Source organism: Alsobacter sp. R-9 (assembly GCF_054612375.1).
This window is the reverse complement of the sequence record NZ_JBTSWJ010000009.1, coordinates 176,891-195,759: the sequence shown is the minus strand read 5'-3', so window position 1 is coordinate 195,759 and position 18,869 is coordinate 176,891. Positions and strand designations below refer to the sequence as shown.

The 18,869-nt window shown below is 69.4% G+C and carries 17 protein-coding genes; 4 read left to right on the top strand and 13 right to left on the bottom strand.

All coding sequences use genetic code 11. From position 1 onward, the window contains the following. Nucleotides 1-12: 12 nt before the first annotated feature. The 5 genes from ACX9GQ_RS16005 to ACX9GQ_RS15985 all read right to left on the bottom strand — a co-directional run bounded on the left by ACX9GQ_RS16005 (nucleotide 13) and on the right by ACX9GQ_RS15985 (nucleotide 7,206). Nucleotides 13-2,985 (bottom strand): 2-oxoglutarate dehydrogenase E1 component, encoded by a 2,973-nt coding sequence (locus ACX9GQ_RS16005; RefSeq protein WP_459630560.1) that lies wholly within the window; start codon nucleotides 2,983-2,985, stop codon nucleotides 13-15. A gap of 140 nt (nucleotides 2,986-3,125) precedes the next feature. After that, a complete protein-coding gene (sucD, locus tag ACX9GQ_RS16000; RefSeq protein WP_459630559.1) occupies nucleotides 3,126-4,010 on the bottom strand; it encodes a succinate--CoA ligase subunit alpha in 885 nt (294 codons plus the stop codon). Next, nucleotides 4,010-5,209 carry an ADP-forming succinate--CoA ligase subunit beta gene (gene sucC, locus ACX9GQ_RS15995; RefSeq protein WP_459630558.1) on the bottom strand — a complete coding sequence of 400 codons (1,200 nt, stop codon included), beginning with the start codon at nucleotides 5,207-5,209 and terminating at the stop codon, nucleotides 4,010-4,012. The genes sucD and sucC overlap by 1 nt, the downstream gene beginning before the upstream one ends. A gap of 76 nt (nucleotides 5,210-5,285) precedes the next feature. Further along, nucleotides 5,286-6,248 (bottom strand): malate dehydrogenase, encoded by a 963-nt coding sequence (gene mdh, locus ACX9GQ_RS15990; RefSeq protein WP_459630557.1) that lies wholly within the window; start codon nucleotides 6,246-6,248, stop codon nucleotides 5,286-5,288. A gap of 346 nt (nucleotides 6,249-6,594) precedes the next feature. Further along, nucleotides 6,595-7,206 carry a TetR/AcrR family transcriptional regulator gene (locus ACX9GQ_RS15985; RefSeq protein ID WP_459630556.1) on the bottom strand — a complete coding sequence of 204 codons (612 nt, stop codon included), beginning with the start codon at nucleotides 7,204-7,206 and terminating at the stop codon, nucleotides 6,595-6,597. Between the two features lie 44 nt (nucleotides 7,207-7,250). Here ACX9GQ_RS15985 and ACX9GQ_RS15980 point away from each other — a divergent pair, with 44 nt between their 5' ends. Further along, nucleotides 7,251-8,621, top strand: a complete 1,371-nt coding sequence (locus ACX9GQ_RS15980) for an Nramp family divalent metal transporter (RefSeq protein WP_459630555.1) — start codon at nucleotides 7,251-7,253, stop codon at nucleotides 8,619-8,621. Nucleotides 8,622-8,645: 24 nt separating this feature from the next. Here the strand turns inward: ACX9GQ_RS15980 and zapE are convergent, their stop codons facing one another. From zapE to ACX9GQ_RS15960, 4 genes are all read right to left on the bottom strand, one after another. Next, a complete protein-coding gene (zapE, locus tag ACX9GQ_RS15975) occupies nucleotides 8,646-9,821 on the bottom strand; it encodes a cell division protein ZapE (protein ID WP_459630554.1) in 1,176 nt (391 codons plus the stop codon). 76 nt (nucleotides 9,822-9,897) lie between these two features. Then, complete coding sequence (locus ACX9GQ_RS15970; protein ID WP_459630553.1) at nucleotides 9,898-10,533, bottom strand: glutathione S-transferase family protein; 636 nt, start codon at nucleotides 10,531-10,533, stop codon at nucleotides 9,898-9,900. A 24-nt stretch (nucleotides 10,534-10,557) separates the two neighbouring features. Then, nucleotides 10,558-11,844: a phosphopyruvate hydratase gene (gene eno, locus ACX9GQ_RS15965; RefSeq protein WP_459630552.1), complete on the bottom strand. Its 1,287-nt coding sequence runs from the start codon at nucleotides 11,842-11,844 to the stop codon at nucleotides 10,558-10,560. Between the two features lie 24 nt (nucleotides 11,845-11,868). Next, entirely contained in the window at nucleotides 11,869-12,873 is a 1,005-nt protein-coding gene (locus ACX9GQ_RS15960) for a phosphotransferase (RefSeq protein WP_459630551.1), read from the bottom strand. Between the two features lie 202 nt (nucleotides 12,874-13,075). Between ACX9GQ_RS15960 and ACX9GQ_RS15955 the strand changes: the two genes are divergently transcribed. Next, nucleotides 13,076-13,651 (top strand): N-acetyltransferase family protein, encoded by a 576-nt coding sequence (locus ACX9GQ_RS15955; protein ID WP_459630550.1) that lies wholly within the window; start codon nucleotides 13,076-13,078, stop codon nucleotides 13,649-13,651. Between the two features lie 108 nt (nucleotides 13,652-13,759). Next, nucleotides 13,760-14,257, top strand: a complete 498-nt coding sequence (locus tag ACX9GQ_RS15950) for a hypothetical protein (protein WP_459630549.1) — start codon at nucleotides 13,760-13,762, stop codon at nucleotides 14,255-14,257. A gap of 194 nt (nucleotides 14,258-14,451) precedes the next feature. On the opposite strand, the gene ACX9GQ_RS15945 is transcribed toward ACX9GQ_RS15950, so the two are convergent. Genes ACX9GQ_RS15945 through sdhC form a run of 4 tightly spaced genes read right to left on the bottom strand, consistent with a single transcriptional unit; the run spans nucleotide 14,452 to nucleotide 17,907 of the window. Then, entirely contained in the window at nucleotides 14,452-15,231 is a 780-nt protein-coding gene (locus ACX9GQ_RS15945) for a succinate dehydrogenase iron-sulfur subunit (RefSeq protein WP_459630548.1), read from the bottom strand. Between the two features lie 18 nt (nucleotides 15,232-15,249). Beyond that, nucleotides 15,250-17,085: a succinate dehydrogenase flavoprotein subunit gene (sdhA, locus tag ACX9GQ_RS15940; protein ID WP_459630547.1), complete on the bottom strand. Its 1,836-nt coding sequence runs from the start codon at nucleotides 17,083-17,085 to the stop codon at nucleotides 15,250-15,252. 2 nt (nucleotides 17,086-17,087) lie between these two features. After that, entirely contained in the window at nucleotides 17,088-17,498 is a 411-nt protein-coding gene (gene sdhD / locus ACX9GQ_RS15935) for a succinate dehydrogenase, hydrophobic membrane anchor protein (RefSeq protein ID WP_459630546.1), read from the bottom strand. A gap of 10 nt (nucleotides 17,499-17,508) precedes the next feature. Then, nucleotides 17,509-17,907 carry a succinate dehydrogenase, cytochrome b556 subunit gene (gene sdhC / locus ACX9GQ_RS15930; protein ID WP_459630545.1) on the bottom strand — a complete coding sequence of 133 codons (399 nt, stop codon included), beginning with the start codon at nucleotides 17,905-17,907 and terminating at the stop codon, nucleotides 17,509-17,511. 127 nt (nucleotides 17,908-18,034) lie between these two features. Here sdhC and ACX9GQ_RS15925 point away from each other — a divergent pair, with 127 nt between their 5' ends. Continuing rightward, entirely contained in the window at nucleotides 18,035-18,778 is a 744-nt protein-coding gene (locus ACX9GQ_RS15925; protein WP_459630544.1) for a TetR/AcrR family transcriptional regulator, read from the top strand. Nucleotides 18,779-18,869 lie beyond the last annotated feature (91 nt).

The window sequence follows — 18,869 nt, the reverse complement described above, 5'->3', positions numbered from 1 at the left end:
CCCGGGGCGGGTTCAGCGGGCGTAGACCTCTTCGAGGAAGGCCTGCAACTGGGCGACGTGCTTGGACATGAGGCCGGTGGCCGTCGCGGCGGAGGCGGGGCGGCCGGCATAGACCGGCTCCTTCGCCTTCAGCCCGGCGTGCGGCAGGACCCAGCGCAGATAAGGCTCCACGAAGGTCCAGGAGCCCATGTTCTTCGGCTCCTCCTGGCACCACACCACGTCCGCGTTCTTGAAGCGGGCGAGCTCGGTGGCCACCGCCTTCACCGGGAACGGATAGAGCTGCTCGACGCGCAGCAGGTAGACGTCGTCGATGCCGCGCTTCTCGCGCTCCTCGTAGAGGTCGTAGTAGACCTTGCCCGAGCACAGCACGACCCGACGGATCTTGTTGTCGCGGGCGAGCTTGATCTTCTCGCCCTTGAGCAGCTGGGCGTCGTCCCAGAGCACGCGGTGGAAGGTCGAGCCCGTGGCGAGCTCGTCGAGCCGCGACACGGCGCGCTTGTGGCGCAGCAGCGACTTCGGCGTCATCAGGATCAGCGGCTTGCGGAAATCGCGCTTCAGCTGGCGGCGCAGGATGTGGAAGTAGTTCGCCGGCGTCGTGCAGTTGGCGACCTGCATGTTGTCCTCGGCGCACATCTGCAGGAAGCGCTCGAGACGGGCCGAGGAGTGCTCCGGGCCCTGGCCCTCGTAGCCGTGCGGCAGCAGGCAGACGAGGCCCGACATGCGCAGCCACTTGCGCTCGCCCGACGAGATGAACTGGTCGAACACGACCTGCGCGCCGTTGGCGAAGTCGCCGAACTGCGCTTCCCACATCGTCAGCGCGTTCGGCTCGGACAGCGAGTAGCCGTACTCGAAGCCGAGCACCGCCTCCTCCGAGAGCATCGAGTTGATGACCTCGTAGCGGCCCTGCCCTTCGCGGATGTTGTTGAGCGGCGTGTAGCGGGTCTCGCTCTCCTGGTCGATCAGCACCGAGTGGCGCTGCGAGAACGTCCCGCGCTCGCAGTCCTGGCCGGACAGGCGCACGCGGTGCCCCTCGAGCATCAGCGAGCCGAAGGCCAGCGCCTCGGCCGTCGCCCAGTCGAGCCCCTCGCCCGTCTCGATCGCCTTGCGGCGGTTGTCGAGGAAGCGCTGGATGGTCTTGTGGACGTTGAAGCCCTGCGGAACCGACGTGATCTTCTCGCCGATCAGCTTCAGCACCGAGGCGTCGATGCCAGTCTGGCCGCGGCGGGCGTCGTCGTCGCTCTCCTTGATCGCCTTCAGGCCGGCCCAGCGGCCGTCCAGCCAGTCGGCCTTGTTGGGCTTGTAGGCCTGGCCGGCCTCGTACTCCGCCTCGAGCCGGGCGCGCCAGTCGGCGCGCATCTTGTCGATCTCGCCCTGGGTGACGACGCCCTCGGCGATCAGCTTGTCGGCGTAGAGCTCCAGCGTCGACTTGTGCGACCGGATCTTCTTGTACATCAGCGGCTGCGTGAACGCGGGCTCGTCACCCTCGTTGTGGCCGAACCGCCGGTAGCAGAACATGTCGACGACAACCGGCTTGTGGAACTTCTGCCGGAACTCCGTCGCCACCTTGGCCGCGAACACGACGGCCTCGGGGTCGTCGCCGTTCACGTGGAAGATCGGCGCCTCGATCATCTTCGCGACGTCGGACGGGTAGGGCGAGGAGCGCGAGTAGCGCGGGTAGGTCGTGAAGCCGATCTGGTTGTTGATGATGAAGTGCACCGAGCCGCCCGTGCGGTGACCCTTCAGGCCGGACAGGCCGAGGCACTCCGCCACCACGCCCTGGCCGGCGAAGGCGGCGTCGCCGTGGATCAGCAGCGGCATCACCTTGGCACGCTCGACGGTGTCGTCGAGCTGGTCCTGCTTGGCGCGCACCTTGCCGAGCACCACCGGGTCGACGATCTCGAGGTGCGACGGGTTGGCGGTCAGCGACAGGTGGACCGTGTTGCCGTCGAACTGGCGGTCGGACGAGGCGCCGAGGTGGTACTTCACGTCGCCCGATCCCTCGACCTCCGTGGGCGCGAAGGAACCGCCCTTGAACTCGTGGAACAGGGCGCGGTGGGGCTTGCCCATCACCTGCGTCAGCACGTTCAGCCGGCCGCGGTGGGCCATGCCGAAGACGATCTCCTTCACGCCGAGGTTGCCGCCGCGCTTGATGATCTGCTCGAGCGCCGGGATCAGCGACTCGCCGCCGTCGAGGCCGAAGCGCTTCGTGCCCGTGTACTTGACGTCGATGAACTTCTCGAAGCCCTCGGCCTCGACCAGCTTGTTCAGGATGGCGCGCTTGCCCTCGCGGGTGAAGGCGATCTCCTTGTCCGGCCCCTCGATGCGCTCCTGGATCCACGCCTTCTCGGCGGGATTGGAGATGTGCATGAACTCGTAGCCGATGGTGGAGCAGTAGGTGCGCTTGAGGATCGCGAGCATCTCGCGGATCGTCGCGTACTCCAGCCCCAGCACGTGGTCGATGAAGATCTTGCGGTCCCAGTCGGCCTCGGTGAAGCCGTAGGACGACGGGTGCAGCTCCTCGTGGTCCTTCAGCGGCTCGATCTCGAGCGGGTCGAGCTGGGCGTGCAGGTGTCCGCGCATGCGGTAGGCGCGGATCATCATCAGGGCGCGGACCGAGTCGCGCGTGGCGCGCTGGATGTCGGCGTCCGAGAGGCCAGGGGCGCCCTTGGCCTGGATCGCCTCGGCCTTCCCCTTGATCTTGTCGCCGACGATCTTTTCGACCTGCCCCCAGTTGCCGTCGAGCGCGGAGACGAGCTCACCGTTGGCGGCGACCGGCCAGCCGGGCCGCTTCCACGACGCGCCGCGGGCGCTTTTCGTCACCGCCGCGCCGTCATCCTTCAGCGCGCCGAAGAACGCCTGCCACTCGGCGTCCACCGAGGACGGGTCGTCCTGGTAGCGCGCATAGAGGTCCTCGATGTAGGCGGCGTTCGCGCCGTACAGGAAGGAGGTCTGGAGGAAGGCGTCGTTCTGGTCCTGACGTGCCATGTCGTTTCCTCGTCGCTCCCTGTTGGTCTGCGGCCGGAGCGGGGCCGGTAGGCTGGGACACCGTCCGCCCGTAGGCGGCGGAGAGGGAACCCGCCGTCCCCGGAACGGCCGGAGCCGCGCCGGGGACGGCGTGTGAGGTTTCAGCCCTTGAGCAGTTCCACCAGCGTCTTGCCGAGGCGGGCCGGCGACGGCGACACGCGGATGCCCGCGGCCTCCATCGCGGCGATCTTGTCCTCGGCGCCGCCCTTGCCGCCCGAGATGATCGCGCCGGCATGGCCCATGCGGCGGCCGGGAGGCGCCGTGCGGCCGGCGATGAAGCCGACCGTCGGCTTCTTGCGCCCGCGCTTCGCCTCGTCGGCGAGGAACTGCGCCGCGTCCTCCTCGGCCGAGCCGCCGATCTCGCCGATCATGATGATCGACTCGGTCTTCGGGTCGGCGAGGAACAGCTCCAGCACCTCGATGAACTCGGTGCCCTTGACGGGGTCGCCGCCGATGCCGACCGCGGTCGTCTGGCCAAGGCCCTCGCGCGTGGTCTGGAACACCGCCTCGTAGGTCAGCGTGCCGGAGCGCGAGACGATGCCGACGTTGCCCTTCTTGAAGATGTTGCCGGGCATGATGCCGATCTTGCACTCGCCCGCCGTCATCACGCCCGGGCAGTTCGGCCCGATGAGGCGCGACTTCGAGCCCGAGAGCGCCCGCTTCACCTTGATCATGTCGGTGACGGGGATGCCCTCGGTGATGCAGACGATGAGCGGGATCTCCGCCTGGATCGCCTCGCAGATGGCGTCGGCCGCGCCGGCCGGCGGCACGTAGATGACGGAGGCGTCGGCCCCGGTCTTCTCGCGCGCCTCGGCGACGGTGTCGAACACCGGAAGGCCAAGATGGGTGGAGCCGCCCTTCCCGGGCGAGGTCCCGCCGACCATCTTGGTGCCGTAGGCGAGCGCCTGCTCGGAGTGGAAGGTCCCGTTCTTGCCGGTGAAGCCCTGGCAGATGACCTTGGTGTTGGCGTCGATGAGGACGGACATCAGCGGGCCTCCTTCACGGCCTTCACGATCTTCTGCGCGGCGTCGTCGAGGTCGTCGGCCGGGATCACGTTGAGCCCCGACTCGGCGATGATCTTCTTGCCGAGGTCGACGTTGGTGCCCTCGAGGCGAACCACCAGCGGCACCTTCAGGCCGACCTCCTTCACCGCGGCGATCACGCCCTCGGCGATGACGTCGCAGCGCATGATGCCGCCGAAGATGTTGATCAGGATGCCCTTCACGTTCGGGTCGGCGGTGATGATCTTGAACGCCGCCGTCACCTTCTCCTTGCTCGCGCCGCCGCCGACGTCGAGGAAGTTCGCCGGGCTCTCGCCGTACAGCTTGATGATGTCCATCGTCGCCATGGCGAGGCCGGCGCCGTTGACCATGCAGCCGATGGTGCCGTCGAGCGTGATGTAGTTGAGGTCGTACTTCGACGCCTCGATCTCCTTGGCGTCCTCCTCCGTCTCGTCACGCAGGGCGAGGATGTCGGGGTGCCGGTAGAGGGCGTTCGAGTCGAAGGAGATCTTGGCGTCCAGCGCCTTCAGCTTGCCGTCGGTGGTGACGATCAGCGGGTTGATCTCCAGCAGGCTCATGTCCTTGGACACGAAGGCCGTGTACAGCTTGGCCGTCAGGCTCTCGGCCTGCTTGGCGAGGTCGCCGGTCAGCCCCAGCGCCTGAGCGACGCGGCGGCCATGGTGCGGCATCACGCCGGTCGCCGGGTCGACCGAGAAGGTGATGATCTTCTCGGGCGTGTCGTGCGCCACGTCCTCGATGTTCATGCCGCCCTCGGTGGAGACCACGAAGGCGACGCGCGAGGTCACGCGGTCGACCAGCATCGACAGGTAGAACTCCTTGGCGATGTCCGAGCCGTCCTCGATGTAGAGGCGGTTGACCTGCTTGCCCGCCGCGCCGGTCTGGATGGTCACCAGCGTCCTGCCGAGCATCTGGCCGACGTGGGCCACCACCTCCTCGATGGACTTGGCGAGGCGCACGCCGCCCTTCTCGCCGGCCTCGGGCTCCTTGAACTTGCCCTTGCCGCGGCCGCCGGCGTGAATTTGCGACTTGACGACCCACAGCGGGCCGCCGAGTTCCTTCGCCGCCGCCTCGGCCTCCTCGGCCTTGAAGACGGCCCGGCCGTTGGAGACGGGAACGCCGAACTCCTTCAGGACCGCCTTGCCCTGGTATTCGTGGATGTTCATGGAAACCTCGCGGGTGAGCGACGGGCGACGGGCGGAGGGCGGCGCCCGGCCGAAGCCGGCGCGCCGCCGTCCTGTCTCACGCGAACGCCGGGTTGATCTGCTTGCAGGCGTCGACGAGGCCCTGCACGGCGGCCACCGACTTGGCGAACATCGCCTTCTCGGCCTCGTTGAACTCGATCTGGACGATCTTCTCGACGCCGGTCTCGCCGATGAGCACCGGCACGCCGACATACATGTCCTTCACGCCGTACTCGCCGCTGAGATAGGCGGCGCAGGGCAGGATGCGCTTCTGGTCCTTGAGGTAGCTCTCGGCCATGGCGATGGCGGACGCCGCCGGGGCGTAGAAGGCCGAGCCCGTCTTGAGCAGCGCGACGATCTCGCCGCCGCCCTTGCGGGTGCGCTCGACGATGGCGTCCAGCCGCTCCTGGGTCAGCCAGCCCATCTTCACGAGGTCCGGCAGCGGCACGCCGCCGACCGTCGAGTGGCGCACCAGCGGCACCATGTCGTCGCCGTGGCCGCCCAGCGTCATCGCGTGGACGTCGCGGACCGACACGCCGAGCTCCTCCGCGAGGAAGTAGCGGAAGCGGGCCGAGTCGAGCACGCCGGCCATGCCGACGACCTTGTTCTTCGGCAGGCCCGAGGCCTTCTGCAGGGCCCACACCATCGCGTCGAGCGGGTTGGTGATGCAGATGACGAAGGCGTTGGGGGCGAACTGCTTCAGGCCGGCGCCCACCTGCTCCATCACCTTCAGGTTGATGCCGAGCAGGTCGTCGCGGCTCATGCCGGGCTTGCGCGGCACGCCGGCGGTGACGATCACCACATCGGCCCCGGCGATCGCCTCGTAGCTGTTGGCGCCGGAGTACTTGGCGTCGAAGCCGTCGACCGGCGACGACTCGGCGATGTCGAGGCCCTTGCCCTGCGGAACGCCCTCCGCGATGTCGAAGAGAACGATGTCGCCGAGTTCCTTCAGGCCGGCGAGATGGGCGAGGGTGCCGCCGATCTGGCCGGAACCGATCAGAGCGATCTTCTTGCGCGCCATGGGTCCAGGGCTCCTTGGACGTGGTCAATAACGAGCCCGCGACGAACGCCGTCCGCCCGGGACGGGTCCGCCTTAGCCCCAGACCATCACAACGGCAAGTCGCGCAAAAGGCGTACGCCGGACGGGTCGGTCGGCGGCGATCCGTCGCAGGCGCGCCCCTCGCGATTTGCACAAGTCACTGATTTCAATGACGTTAGCCAAGGAGAGACGGCAGAACGTACGGCCGGAATGAGAATCGGATCACACCATGACAATTTTCAGATTTTGTAACTTGTAGCGAGTTTTTGGCGCCATCCTGAGCGCGGCGTTAAGGCTGGGGAGCCCCCCGCGGCGGGTCGCCCGCGGCTCAGGCTCCGCCCGTCTTGAGAGTGCGAAGGACGGACCTGACGACCACCGCCAGCCGGTCCTCCAGGGTCCGTCGCGGCACCTCCCTGTCGAGGCGGACCGCCAGCGGATGGATGAACCGGAACAGCGCGTCGTGCAGCAGGGCCACGGCGCGCTCGGGGCGCTTCACGTCGAACAGGCCCGACCCCGTGCCCTCCTCGATGATGCGCTCGATGAGCGCGCGGACGCGGGCCCGATGCTTGCGCGCGACGCCGCGCATCTCGCTCGAGGCCTCCACGAACATCTCGAACAGGTTCGGATCCTGCTCGAGACGGTCGCGCAGGGCCGATGCCCAGGCCAGCAGGAGGCGCTCCAGCTTGTCGTCCGCCGGGTCCGGCGCATCGGCGATCCCGGCGAGGTCCGCCTCCAGCGGCCGCAGCCACGACGCGGTCAGCGCATCGGCGAGCGCCAGCTTGGAAGGGAAGTAGCGGTAGACGTTCGCATGCGTCATCCCGGCGTCGCGGGCCACGGACACCACGGTGGTGCGCTCGTAGCCGTAGCGGCGCACGTGGTCCGCCGCCGCGGCCAGGATGCGGGCGTCGGTGCTCTCCTCGGTGCTGGCGGTCTGCTGCATCGCGGCCTCCACCCCGACAGTCGGCAGCAGGGGGGCCTTCGTCAATGGCGTTTGACCGCGTGGCCGGGCGGGCCTACGCACAAGGCATGCCCAAGGAGAGGCCACCCGGCGCAACACCGCCCCAGTCGGGGCCAGCCGACCCGCCGCGCCGCCGCCACGTGCGCCACACGGTGCTGCGCCTGCTGGGGCCGGGACTGGTGGCGGGGGCGGCCGACGACGATCCCTCCGGCATCGCGACCTACTCTCAGGCCGGCGCCCAGTTCGGCTACGGCATGCTGTGGACGGTGATCCTCACCTACCCGTTCATGGTGGCGATCCAGGTCGTCGGGGCCCGCATCGGCCGCACCACCGGCTCCGGCATCATCGCCAACGTCCGCACGGTCTTCCCGCGCTGGACCGTGCTGTGGCTGGTGATGCTGCTGCTGGCGGCGAACACGATCAACATCGCCGCGGACCTCGCGGCGATGGGCGCGGCGCTGAAGCTCGTCGCCGGCGGCCATGCCGCCCTCTACGCGCTGCTCCTCGGCGTGTTCTGCGCGGCCCTCGAGGTGTTCGTCCCGTACCGCCGGTACGCGCCCCTCCTGAAGGGACTGACGATGGTGCTCTTCGTCTATGTCGCGACGGTCCTGAGCATCCGCGTCCCGTGGTCCTCGGTCGTCGACGGCGCCCTCGTGCCGAGCCTGTCGCTCGAAGCGGACACGCTCGTCATGGTCGTCGCGATCTTCGGCACCACCATCAGCCCCTACGTCTTCTTCTGGCAGGCCGCGGAGGAGGTGGAGGACCTCCACCTGCGGCGTCACGGCCGGCCGCTGCGCGAGGCGACCCGCAGCGCGCGGCCCACGCTCCGGCGCATCGGCATCGACACCGCCATCGGCATGGCGTTCTCCATCGGGATCGCCGCCTGCATCATGATCACGACGGCCGCCACCCTGAATGCCAACGGCATGACGCACATTTCGACGTCGGCCGAGGCGGCGGAGGCACTGCGCCCGCTGGCGGGCGAGATGGCGTTCCTGCTCTTCGCGGCGGGCATCATCGGCACCGGGCTTCTTGCCGTTCCGGTGCTGGCGGGCTCCGCCGCCTACGCCGTCGCCGAGGCCATGGACTGGCGGTCGAGCCTCGAAGACGCGCCGCGCGACGCGCGTGGCTTCTACGCCATCGTCGCGGGCTCCACGCTCATCGGCGCGCTGATCGCGCTCTCGCCGCTCGATCCCATCCGCATGCTGTTCTGGACCGCCGTGATCAACGGCGTCGTCGCCGTCCCCGTCATGGCCGTCATGATGACCCTCGTGTCCAGCGAGCGCGTCATGGGGCCGGTCCGCGCAGGCATGCTGCTGCGGGTCGGCGGATGGGCGGCGACCGGGGTCATGGCGGTCGTGGTGGTGGCGATGCTGGGGCAGTGGGCGCTCGCCTGAGACGCCGCGGATCCTCGCTCCGCCTCAGGTCTCCACGAGGCCCGTCGTGCTGCCGGAGGCCTTCGAATCCCGTCGCCCCTTCGGTGCCGCGAGATACTCCCTGGACCGCATCTCGATGAGCCGGGAGACCGTGCGGTCGAACTCGAAGGCCTCGCGTCCGTCGGTGGCCGTGTAGAGGCCATGGGGCTCGGCCTCCGCGGTCGCGAGGAGCTTCACGCCGGAATCGTAGAGGGCGTCGACGAGCGTGATGAACCGTTTCGCCTCGTTGCGCTTCTCGATGCCCATCACGGGGACGCCGTCGATCATCACGGTGTGGAAGCGCTCGGCGACGGCGAGGTAGTCCGAGGCGCCCAGCGGCTGGCCGCAGAGCTCGTCGAAGGAAAACCGTGCGACGCCCTGTGCCGCGCGCGGCACCACCACGTCGCGCCCCTTCACGGTGAGCATTGCGCGCCCCGGCGCCTGCCCGCCCGCGAGCCGCGTGAAGGCTCCGTCGAGCGCGGCTGCGCCGACGGCATCCGCCGGCACGTGCCACACTTCGGCGCCCTCGAGCTTCTCAAGCCGGAAGTCCGTGCGGGCCTCGAGCTTCACCACCTCCATGCGCTCCTGCAGCAGCTCGATGAAGGGCAGGAACAGCGCCCGGTTGAGACCGCCCTCGTAGAGCCGCGACGGCTCGACGTTCGACGTTGCGACCACCGTCACGCCGCGTGCGAAGAGAGCGGTGAACAGCCGGCCGAGGATCATCGCGTCCGCGATGTCGGTGACGGTGAACTCGTCGAAGCACAGCAGCGACGCCTCGTCGGCGAGCTGGCCGGCGACGGTGGGGATCGGGTCGGTGTCCTTCACCTCCCCGCGCTTCACGCGCTGGCGAAAGGCGTGGATGCGCTCGTGCACGTCCGCCATGAACGAGTTGAAGTGCGCCCGCCGCTTGTCGGCCACCGGCACGCGCTCGTGGAACAGGTCCATCAGCATCGTCTTGCCGCGGCCGACGGAGCCCCAGATGTAGAGGCCGCGCACCGGCTCGCGCGGCGCCCGCTTGCCGAACAACCAGCCGAGTGCCCGCCCCTTGCGGGCGAGCTGGCGCTCGTGCAGCGCCTCCGCGAGCGCCACCAGCCTTCGCAGCACCGCCTTCTGCGCGGCATCCTCCTCGATCGTCCCGGAGGCGACGAGCGCGTGGTAGCGGTCGGCGATGCTGGAGGGCACGTGCGGTTCCCTGCGGTCGTGGCGTCGCTTTAACGCGCGTGCCGGCCCAGCGGCAACCGTCCTTCCGTCGCAGGCCTCAAGCCGGCAGCGGGTGGCCGGGCATGAGCTCGTAGGGATGCACCCAGCCCGGCAGGCTGCTGATCCGCTCGCGCCAGGCCGACAGGGCCGGGAAAGCCGCCCAGTCGATGCCGGTCTCCTCCGGGTAGAACACGTAGCCCGCCATCGACAGGTCCACGATGGTCGGCCGGTCGCCCAGCATGAAGGCCCGCGTCGCGAGATGCCTGTCGGCGATGCCGAAGGCCGCGGTGGCGCGGGCCCGCAGGAACTCCGTCACCGGTGTCTCGCCCGTCTTCTGCAGCCCGCAGAGGAACCGCAGCGTGGCGAGATAGCTCGTGAACTTGTGGTTGTCCCAGAGGATCCAGCGCAGTGCCTCGTAGCGCTCGTCGGCATCCTTCGGCGCGAAATGCCCCTCGGTCTCCGCGAGCATCGTCAGGATCGCCCCCGACTGGCTGTAGCGCTGTCCGCCGCGCTCCAGCACGGGCACCTCGCCCATGGCGCTGACGCCCTCGCGCCACTCCGGCCGCCGCGTCTCGCCGCCCTTGAAGAAGTCGACGAACACGGGCTCCCAGTCGAGCCCCGCGAGCTGCAGGTACAGCGCGACCTTGTAGGCGTTGCCGGACTGGGCGAAGCAGTGGAGGCGGTGGCGGGCCATGTGGGGGACTCTCCGGGTGATGGCTCAGCGGACGTAGGCGATGACGTCGGGGCCGGCGAAGCGTGCGCGTGCGCCGAGTTCCTCCTCGATGCGCAGCATCTCGTTCCACTTCGCCGTGCGCTCGCCGCGAGTGATCGAGCCGACCTTGAACTGCCCGGCGTCCCAGCCCACCGCGAGGTGCGCGATCGTCACGTCCTCGGTCTCGCCGGAGCGGGCGGAGACGATCGTCGCGAAGCCCGCGCACCGGCCGGCTTCGAGCGCCGCAAGGGTCTCGATAATCGTGCCCGCCTGGTTCGGTTTCACCAGCACCGCCGAGCAGCGCCGCTCGCGCGCCGCCGCCTCGACGCGCGCGGCGCTGGTGACGAGGAAGTCGTCGCCGATGACCTGAGCCCGTGCCCCGTGCGCGGCGGTGAAGGCGCGGAAGCCGTCGGCATCATCCTCGGCCAGGGGGTCTTCGATCGAGATGATCGGGTAGCGCGACAGCCAGCCGCCGAGCAGGTCGATCAGGCCATCCGTATCGAGCTCGCGCCCGTCGCGGGCGAGGCGGTAGAGCCCGCCCCGGCCGAACTCAGAGGCCGCGACGTCGAGCGAGATCGAGACCTCGTCGCCGGGCGTGAAGCCCGCCTTCTCGATGGCGCGCACCAGCATGTCGAGCGCCTCCTCGTTGCCGGCGAAGGCGGGCCAGAACCCCCCCTCGTCGGCCACGCCCTGCAGCAGGTCGCGCTCCTTCAGCAGCTGCCCCGCCGCGCGGTACACCTCCGCCGTCCGGTCGAGCGCCTCGGCGAAGCTGCCGGCCGTGGGGCAGATCACCATGAAGTCCTGGATGTCGACGCGCCGCGCCGCGTGGGCGCCGCCGCCGAAGATCTGGATCTCCGGCACCGGGATGCGCACGGGGCGGTCCCCGGCGAGCATCCGCCACAGCGGCTCGCCGCGATGCGTGGCCGCCGCGTGCAGCACGGCCATCGAGGTGGCGATGATGGCGTTGCCGCCGAGCCGCGCCTTGTTGGCGGTGCCGTCGAGGGCGAGGAGGGTGGCATCGACGCCGGCCTGGTCGAGCGCGTCACGCCCGCGCAGGCCCGGTGCGATCGCGTCGCGGACATGGGCGAGCGCATGGCGCACGTCGAGGCCGCCGAAGGCCGCGCCGCCGTCGCGCAGGTCGAGTGCCTCCCCCGATCCCGTCGACGCCCCGGCCGGCGCGATGGCGCGCCCGCGCGCGCCGCTCTCCAGCACGACGTCGACCTCGACGGTGGGCCGCCCGCGTGAATCCCAGACGCGGCGGCCGTTGACGGCGTGGATGGCAGAGGTCGGCATGGGCGGGGCTCCGGCGGGTTCGGCTCAGGACTGCAGCCGCGACGCCCACGCGTCGCGCACGGCGGAAAGGATCGTCGGCGGCGTGGCGAGGAGCGGCAGCGCCGTAGCGCGCACGCGGTCGCGGTCCGCCTCGCGCGTCACGTACTCGACGGGCGACTTGCCGTCGACGCGCGCGAGGAACAGCGCGGGCAGCAGCCGCGCGGCGCGCGCCTCCACCATCGCCGGATCCTCGAACGTCACGGCCGCGCGGTAGGCCGACGCCAGCGCGTCGAAGCCGGCGAGGAAGGCGTCCCGCGCGGAAGGCGTCCAGAGGCACTTCAGCAGGAGGTGGTTGAGGCAGAACGCGATGTCGAAGGCAGGGTCGCCGTACCATGCGCACTCGGCGTCGAGGAACACGGGCCCGCGCGGTCCGGCGAGGATGTTCTTCGGCGACACGTCTCCATGCACGAGCGCCACCTTCCGCGCGAGCGTGCCGCGCGACAGCGCCATGAGGGCGCCCGCTGCGTGCGGGTGCCTCGTGGCCGTCGCCTCGAGGTACGGCTCGAGGCGGATGGGGTGGAAGATGTGGTCCGTCGCGAAGCGCGCGGCGACGTCGGCGCGGCCCGCCGTGGCGCCGTGGATGCGCGCGAGCGCAGTGCCCACCTGCGCCGCGAAGGCCGGGTCGCAATGCCCGTCGCGCAGGCGCAGCTTCCACACCGGATGGTCCGCCGGCTCCAGCCACTCCATCGCGAAGAGCCCGGCCTCGGTATCCTCACCGAGGATGGCCGGGACGTTGGCGGGAACGATGGCCTCGGCCTCGCGCAGCCACGCGACCTCGTAGCGGTTGCGTTCCGTGGGAGCGCGCCAGTCCGCGGCGACGCGCAGCTTCGCCAGCGCGCGCTTCACGACGACGGAGCGCGAACGCATGGTCGCGAGCCAGATGTCGGAGGACACGCCGCCCGTCAGCGGCTCGAGATCCACGTGCTCGTCCTGCGCAAGCAATCCCATGCGCCGCAGGGAGGCGACGATGTCGCTTCGATCCTCCGGCATGCCCTCGCTCCGACGTCCCGGGTGGCCCTAGCTGTCGCATGCCGGCGCCGCGGCGGGCAAGGCGGACACCGACGAAAGAACGACGCCGGAATCGGCCGTTCGCGACGTTGGTACGGTTCAGTTCCGCGAGCGCGCCGCTACATTGGGAAGAGGTCTGGGGAGGAGATCGAGTCGCACGAATCCGGCTGCACCGGAGGCACCGTTGGCACAGTCCGTACCGCCCCTCGTCGCCGGCATCCGCAGGCTCGGATCGAACGACCGCGGAGCCTTTCGCGAGCACCTGCTGAGGCTCGACGGAGAGAGCCGCGCGAGCCGCTTCGCGATGGCCGCGAGCGACGCCTTCGTGGAGCGCTACGCAGGCACTGCGATCGTCCACGACATCACGTTGTTCGGCTTTTTCGACGAGGAACGGTTGCGTGCCGTCGCGGAGCTGCGGCCCGTCGGCGAGCGCGCGGCGGAAGCCGCCTTCAGCGTCGAGCCCGCGTGGCGCGGACGCGGCATCGCCACCGCACTTTTTGCGCGAATCATCGACGACGCGCGGGCCCTCGGAACACGCCGAATCTACATGAGCTGCCTCTCCGAGAACCGCGCCATGCAGGCGCTGGCCCGAAAGTTCGAAGCAGAATTTCGCTTTGAGCCGGCGGATTTACTCGACGGACAGTCGATGCGGTCCGCATCGCTTCGTCCCGCGGAAACATCTGGTACCAAAGAAGAATTTTCGACGGCGATCGTACGGCTCGGAGACGGATGGCGCCGTTTTTCGCCGCGGCGCGGCTGATTGCGGTTGATGAGTGGTCGCCTACACTTGAAAAAATTGTGACGAATACTCTTTTTTCAGGTTAGTTCGCCACGCTCACCGCGCGTCGCCTGATTCGGAGGGTATCCCATGGCGAAGACAGCGAAGTCCACCGGTAGCGTAAAGAAGGCCGCCCCCAAGGCGGAAGCGAAGCCCGCCGCCAAGGCTGCAAAGCCCGCGGCGAAGGAAGCTGCAAAGCCCGCCACCAAGGCGGCTGCGCCGAAGGCTTCGGCCAAGGCGAAGGAAGCGAAGCCCGCCGCCAAGGCGGCCGCGAAGCCGGCTGCCAAGGCCCCGGCCAAGGCTGCCGCCGCAAAGCCCGCTGCGGCCCCCAAGGCTGCCGCCAAGGCTCCCGCGAAGGCTCCTGCGAAGGCCGCCGCCAAGGCGCCTGCCAAGGCTGCTGCTGCGAAGGCCCCGGCCAAGGCCGCTGCGCCGAAGGCTGCCGCCAAGGCCAACGGTGCGAAGGCTCCGGCTGCGAAGCCTGCCGCCGCTCCCAAGGCGAAGGCTCCGGCCAAGGCCGCCGCTGCCAAGGCGGCTGCGAAGCCCGCGGCCAAGGCCGCTGCTGCCAAGTCGGCCGGCAAGGGCAAGTAAGACCGGCGGGGGCCACCCCGCCGCAAGATCCTCGCGACCGTGCTTTCGGCTCCCAGGAGTGGGGCACGGTGACGACACGTGTTGTCCGGTGATCGCGATGAACCGCAACGGCAAGGCCCATGGTCGTGCCGTTGCGGTCCGCGTGTCCAGCGTGGAGACGGCGCGTGGCGCCGCTCCCCGAAAGGCCCTACGCCTCAGAACTGGCGGGCCACCATCATCTTCTTGATCTCAGCGATCGCCTTCGCCGGGTTGAGCCCCTTCGGGCACGCCTTGGCGCAGTTCATGATCGTGTGGCAGCGGTACAGGCGGAACGGATCCTCGAGGTTGTCGAGGCGCTCGCCCGTCGCCTCGTCGCGCGAGTCGATCAGCCAGCGATAGGCCTGCAGCAGTGCCGCCGGCCCGAGGTAGCGGTCGCCGTTCCACCAGTAGCTCGGGCAGCTCGTCGAGCAGCACGCGCACAGGATGCACTCGTAGAGGCCGTCGAGCTTGAGCCGGTCCTCGGGGGACTGCTTCCACTCCTTCTCCGGCGACGGCGTCGCCGTGTGCAGCCACGGCTCGATGGAGGCGTGCTGCGCGTAGAAGTTCGTCAGGTCCGGCACCAGGTCCTTCACCACCGGCATGTGCGGCAGCGGGTAGATGCGGATGATGCCGGCGACGTCGTCCATCGCCTTGGTGCAGGCGAGCGTGTTCGTGCCGTCGATGTTCATCGCGCACGAGCCGCAGATGCCCTCGCGGCACGAGCGGCGGAACGTCAGCGTCGGGTCGATCTTGTTCTTGATCCAGATGATCCCGTCCAGGATCATCGGCCCGCAGTCGTCCCGGTCCACCCAGTAGGTGTCGATGCGGGGATTGCTCTCCCCGTCCGGGTCGTAGCGATAGATCCTGAACTCGGTCGTCCGCTTGGCGCCGGCCGGCTTCGGCCACACCTTGCCCTCGACCGGGCGCGAGTTCTTGGGAAGGGCGAGCTCAACCATGGGACAGCGCCTCCGTCCTCAGTACACGCGAGCCTTCGGCTCGATGTACTGGACGTCGTTGGTCATCGTGTAGGTGTGCACGGGGCGGTAGTCGATCTGCACCGAGAGCTTCGTCTCGTCGATCCACGCCAGCGTGTGCTTCATCCAGTTCTTGTCGTCGCGGTCGGGGTAGTCCTCGCGCGCCTGGGCGCCGCGGCTCTCCTTGCGGTTGAGCGCGCCCTCCATGGTGACGACCGCCTGCGTGATCAGGTTGTCGAACTCCAGCGTCTCGATGAGGTCGGAGTTCCAGATCAGCGAGCGGTCCGTGACGTTCACGTCGGCCGTGCCGCGCCACACCTCGTGGATGAGCTTCTGGCCCTCCTGCAGCACGTCGCCCGTGCGGTACACGGCGCAGTTGCTCTGCATCGTGCGCTGCATGCGGTCGCGCAGCTCCGCCGTCGGCGTGCCGCCCCTGGCGTTGCGGAAGCGGTCGAGGCGCGACAGCGCGAGGTCCGCGGAGCCCTTCGGCAGTTCGCCGTGCTTCTCGCCCGGCGTGACGATCTCCGCGGCGCGCAGGCCGGCCGCGCGGCCGAACACGACGAGGTCGATGAGCGAGTTCGAGCCGAGCCGGTTGGCTCCGTGCACCGAGACGCAGGCCGCCTCGCCGATGGCCATCAGCCCGGGGACCACGGTGTCGGGGTCGCCGTTCCTCTTGGTCAGCACCTCGCCGTGATAGTTCGTCGGGATGCCGCCCATGTTGTAGTGGACGGTCGGAAGGACCGGGATCGGCTCCTTCGTCACGTCGACGCCCGCGAAGATCTTCGCGCTCTCCGAGATGCCGGGCAGGCGCTCGTGCAGGATCTTCGGGTCCAGGTGGTCGAGGTGCAGGTAGATGTGGTCCTTGTTCCTGCCCACGCCGCGTCCGCCGCGGATCTCCATCGTCATGGCGCGCGAGACGACGTCGCGCGAGGCGAGGTCCTTCGCCGACGGCGCGTAGCGCTCCATGAAGCGCTCGCCCTCGGAGTTCGTCAGGTAGCCGCCCTCGCCGCGCGCGCCCTCGGTGATGAGGCAGCCCGCGCCGTAGATGCCGGTCGGGTGGAACTGAACGAACTCCATGTCCTGCAGCGGCAGGCCGGCCCGCAGCACCATGGCGTTGCCATCGCCCGTGCAGGTGTGCGCGGAGGTCGCCGAGAAGTAGGCGCGCCCGTAGCCGCCCGTCGCCAGGATGACCATGTGCGAGCGGAAGCGGTGGATCGTGCCGTCGTCCATCTTCAGGGCGACGACGCCGCGGCAGCGGCCCTCCTCGTCCATGATCAGGTCGATGGCGAAGTACTCGATGAAGAACTCGGTCTGGTTGCGCAGCGCCTGCCCGTAGAGCGTGTGCAGGATGGCGTGGCCGGTGCGGTCGGCGGCGGCGCAGGTGCGCTGGGCGGTGCCCTTGCCGTACTCGGTGGTCATGCCGCCGAAGGGCCGCTGGTAGATCTTGCCCTCGCCGGTGCGCGAGAACGGCACGCCCCAGTGCTCGAGCTCGTACACGGCGGCCGGCGCATTGCGGCACAGGTACTCGATGGCGTCCTGGTCGCCGAGCCAGTCGGACCCCTTCACCGTGTCGTACATGTGCCAGCGCCAGTCGTCCGGCCCCATGTTGCCGAGCGCGGCAGAGATGCCGCCCTGCGCCGCCACCGTGTGCGAGCGGGTGGGGAACACCTTGGAGATGCAGGCCGTGCGCAGGCCCGCCTGCGAGCAGCCCACCGTCGCGCGCAGGCCCGCGCCGCCGGCGCCCACCACCACGACGTCGAAGGTGTGGTCGACGATGGGGTAGGCCGCGCCGTTCACCGCGGGGGAAGCGGTTCCGTTGCTCGTGGTGGCAACCATGGTCAGGCTCCGAAGCTCAGCTTGAGGATGGCGAAGACGCAGGCGACGCCCACGCCGATCGCGAAGAAGGTGTTGAGGGCCAGCAGGAGCACCTTCGGCAGCTCCTCGTGGACGTAGTCCTCGATGATGACCTGCATGCCGATGCGCATGTGGACGATGCCGGTCGTCACGAACAGCAGCATGAGGATGGACACGAAGGGATGCGACAAAGTCGCCAGAGCGTCGGCCGGCGGCTTGCCGATCACCTTCAGCAGGATGATGACGAAGGCGAGCGTCAGCGGGATCTGGGCGAGCGCCGTGATGCGCTGGCGCCAGAAGTGGTCCGTGCCGCTGTGGGCGGCGCCGAGGCCTCGCACCCGCTTCAGCGGCGTCGTCAGGGAGCTTGTCGTCGGGGAGCTCTTGGGTCCGGACATGGCGGGCTCCTCAGCGCACGGCGTAGGCGACGATCCACAGCAGCACCGTCAGCACGACGGAGCCGCCGAGGGTGAGGCGGGCGAAGAGTTCGCGCTCCACCGGGCCGAAGCCGCGGCCGGTGTCCCAGATCAGGTGCCGGATGCCGCCCAGCATGTGGTGCAGCAGCGCCCAGGTGTAGCCGAAGAGCAGGATGCGCCCGAGGAACGAGCCCAGCACCGCCTGAGCCGTGGCAAAGCCCGCCGGGCCCGACGCCGCCATGATCAGCCAGAAGGCGAGGATCACCGTGCCGAAGTACAGGGCGGCGCCCGTGATGCGATGGATGATGGACATCATCATCGTCAGCATCGGGCGGTAGATCTGGATGTGGGGGGAGAGCGGACGCTCGATCCGGAGCCTGGAGTCGGCCATTTCGCCTTCTCTTTGGTGAGAAACGGAGGCCGGCTCCGTCCAGCCGGCACGTTTCAGTACCGTGTGTCAGGCCCCACTGCAATGCGGTAGGATACTGGACATTCGACGGATTCGGGCGGATCGACGCATGGCAGCCGTGCCGGAAAAGGGGCTTGGAAGCCTCGACGCCCCCGTGGAGCAGCCGCCTCCACGGGTCGGTCGCGGCCGCGAGCGCGCGCCCCGGCTCTCCGCGACGGAACGCCGCGAGGGCATCGTCATGGCGGCGGCCGGCTTCTTCGCCGAACACGGCTTTTCCGGCACCACACGGGCACTTGCCGACACGATCGGCATCCGCCAGGCCCTGCTCTACCGCTACTTCCCCTCCAAGGACGCGCTGGTGGAGGCGGTGTTCCAGCGCATCTTTGCCTCGCGCTGGACCGAGGACTTCGGCCCCATCTTCGCCGACCGGGGCCGGCCCCTCGAGGACCGGCTCGCCGAGGTCTACCGGCTCTATGCCGAGCAGGACGAGGGCCTCGCGGTGCGCCTGTTCGTGCGCGCGGCGCTCGATCGGTTCCCCGTGCCGCCCTCGCGCGGCGCCACCCTGACCGCCCGGATCGTCGAGCCGCTCGTCGGCGAGCTTCGCCACGAGTGCCGGCTGCCGGGGCTCGACCGCCTCGCCATGACCCAGGGCGAGCGGGAGCTCGTCATGCTGATGCACGGCGCGGTGATGTTCCACGCCATCCGCGAGCACGTGTACCGCGCCCCGATCCCCGACGACCGCGACGCCGTGCTGCGCCTCTACGCCCGGACGTTCCTCGTCGGCGCCCGGGAGACGATGCGGGCGATGCACGCCCGCCTGGCCCGACCCGGCCGCGTCGCCGCCGGCCGCTGAAGCCAGATCTCCGGCGTCTTGGTCTCCGACGCTCCGCGCCATCGATTCGGACCCGAAGTGATCGGGGAATCATTCTCCGAAAAGGAGTCTC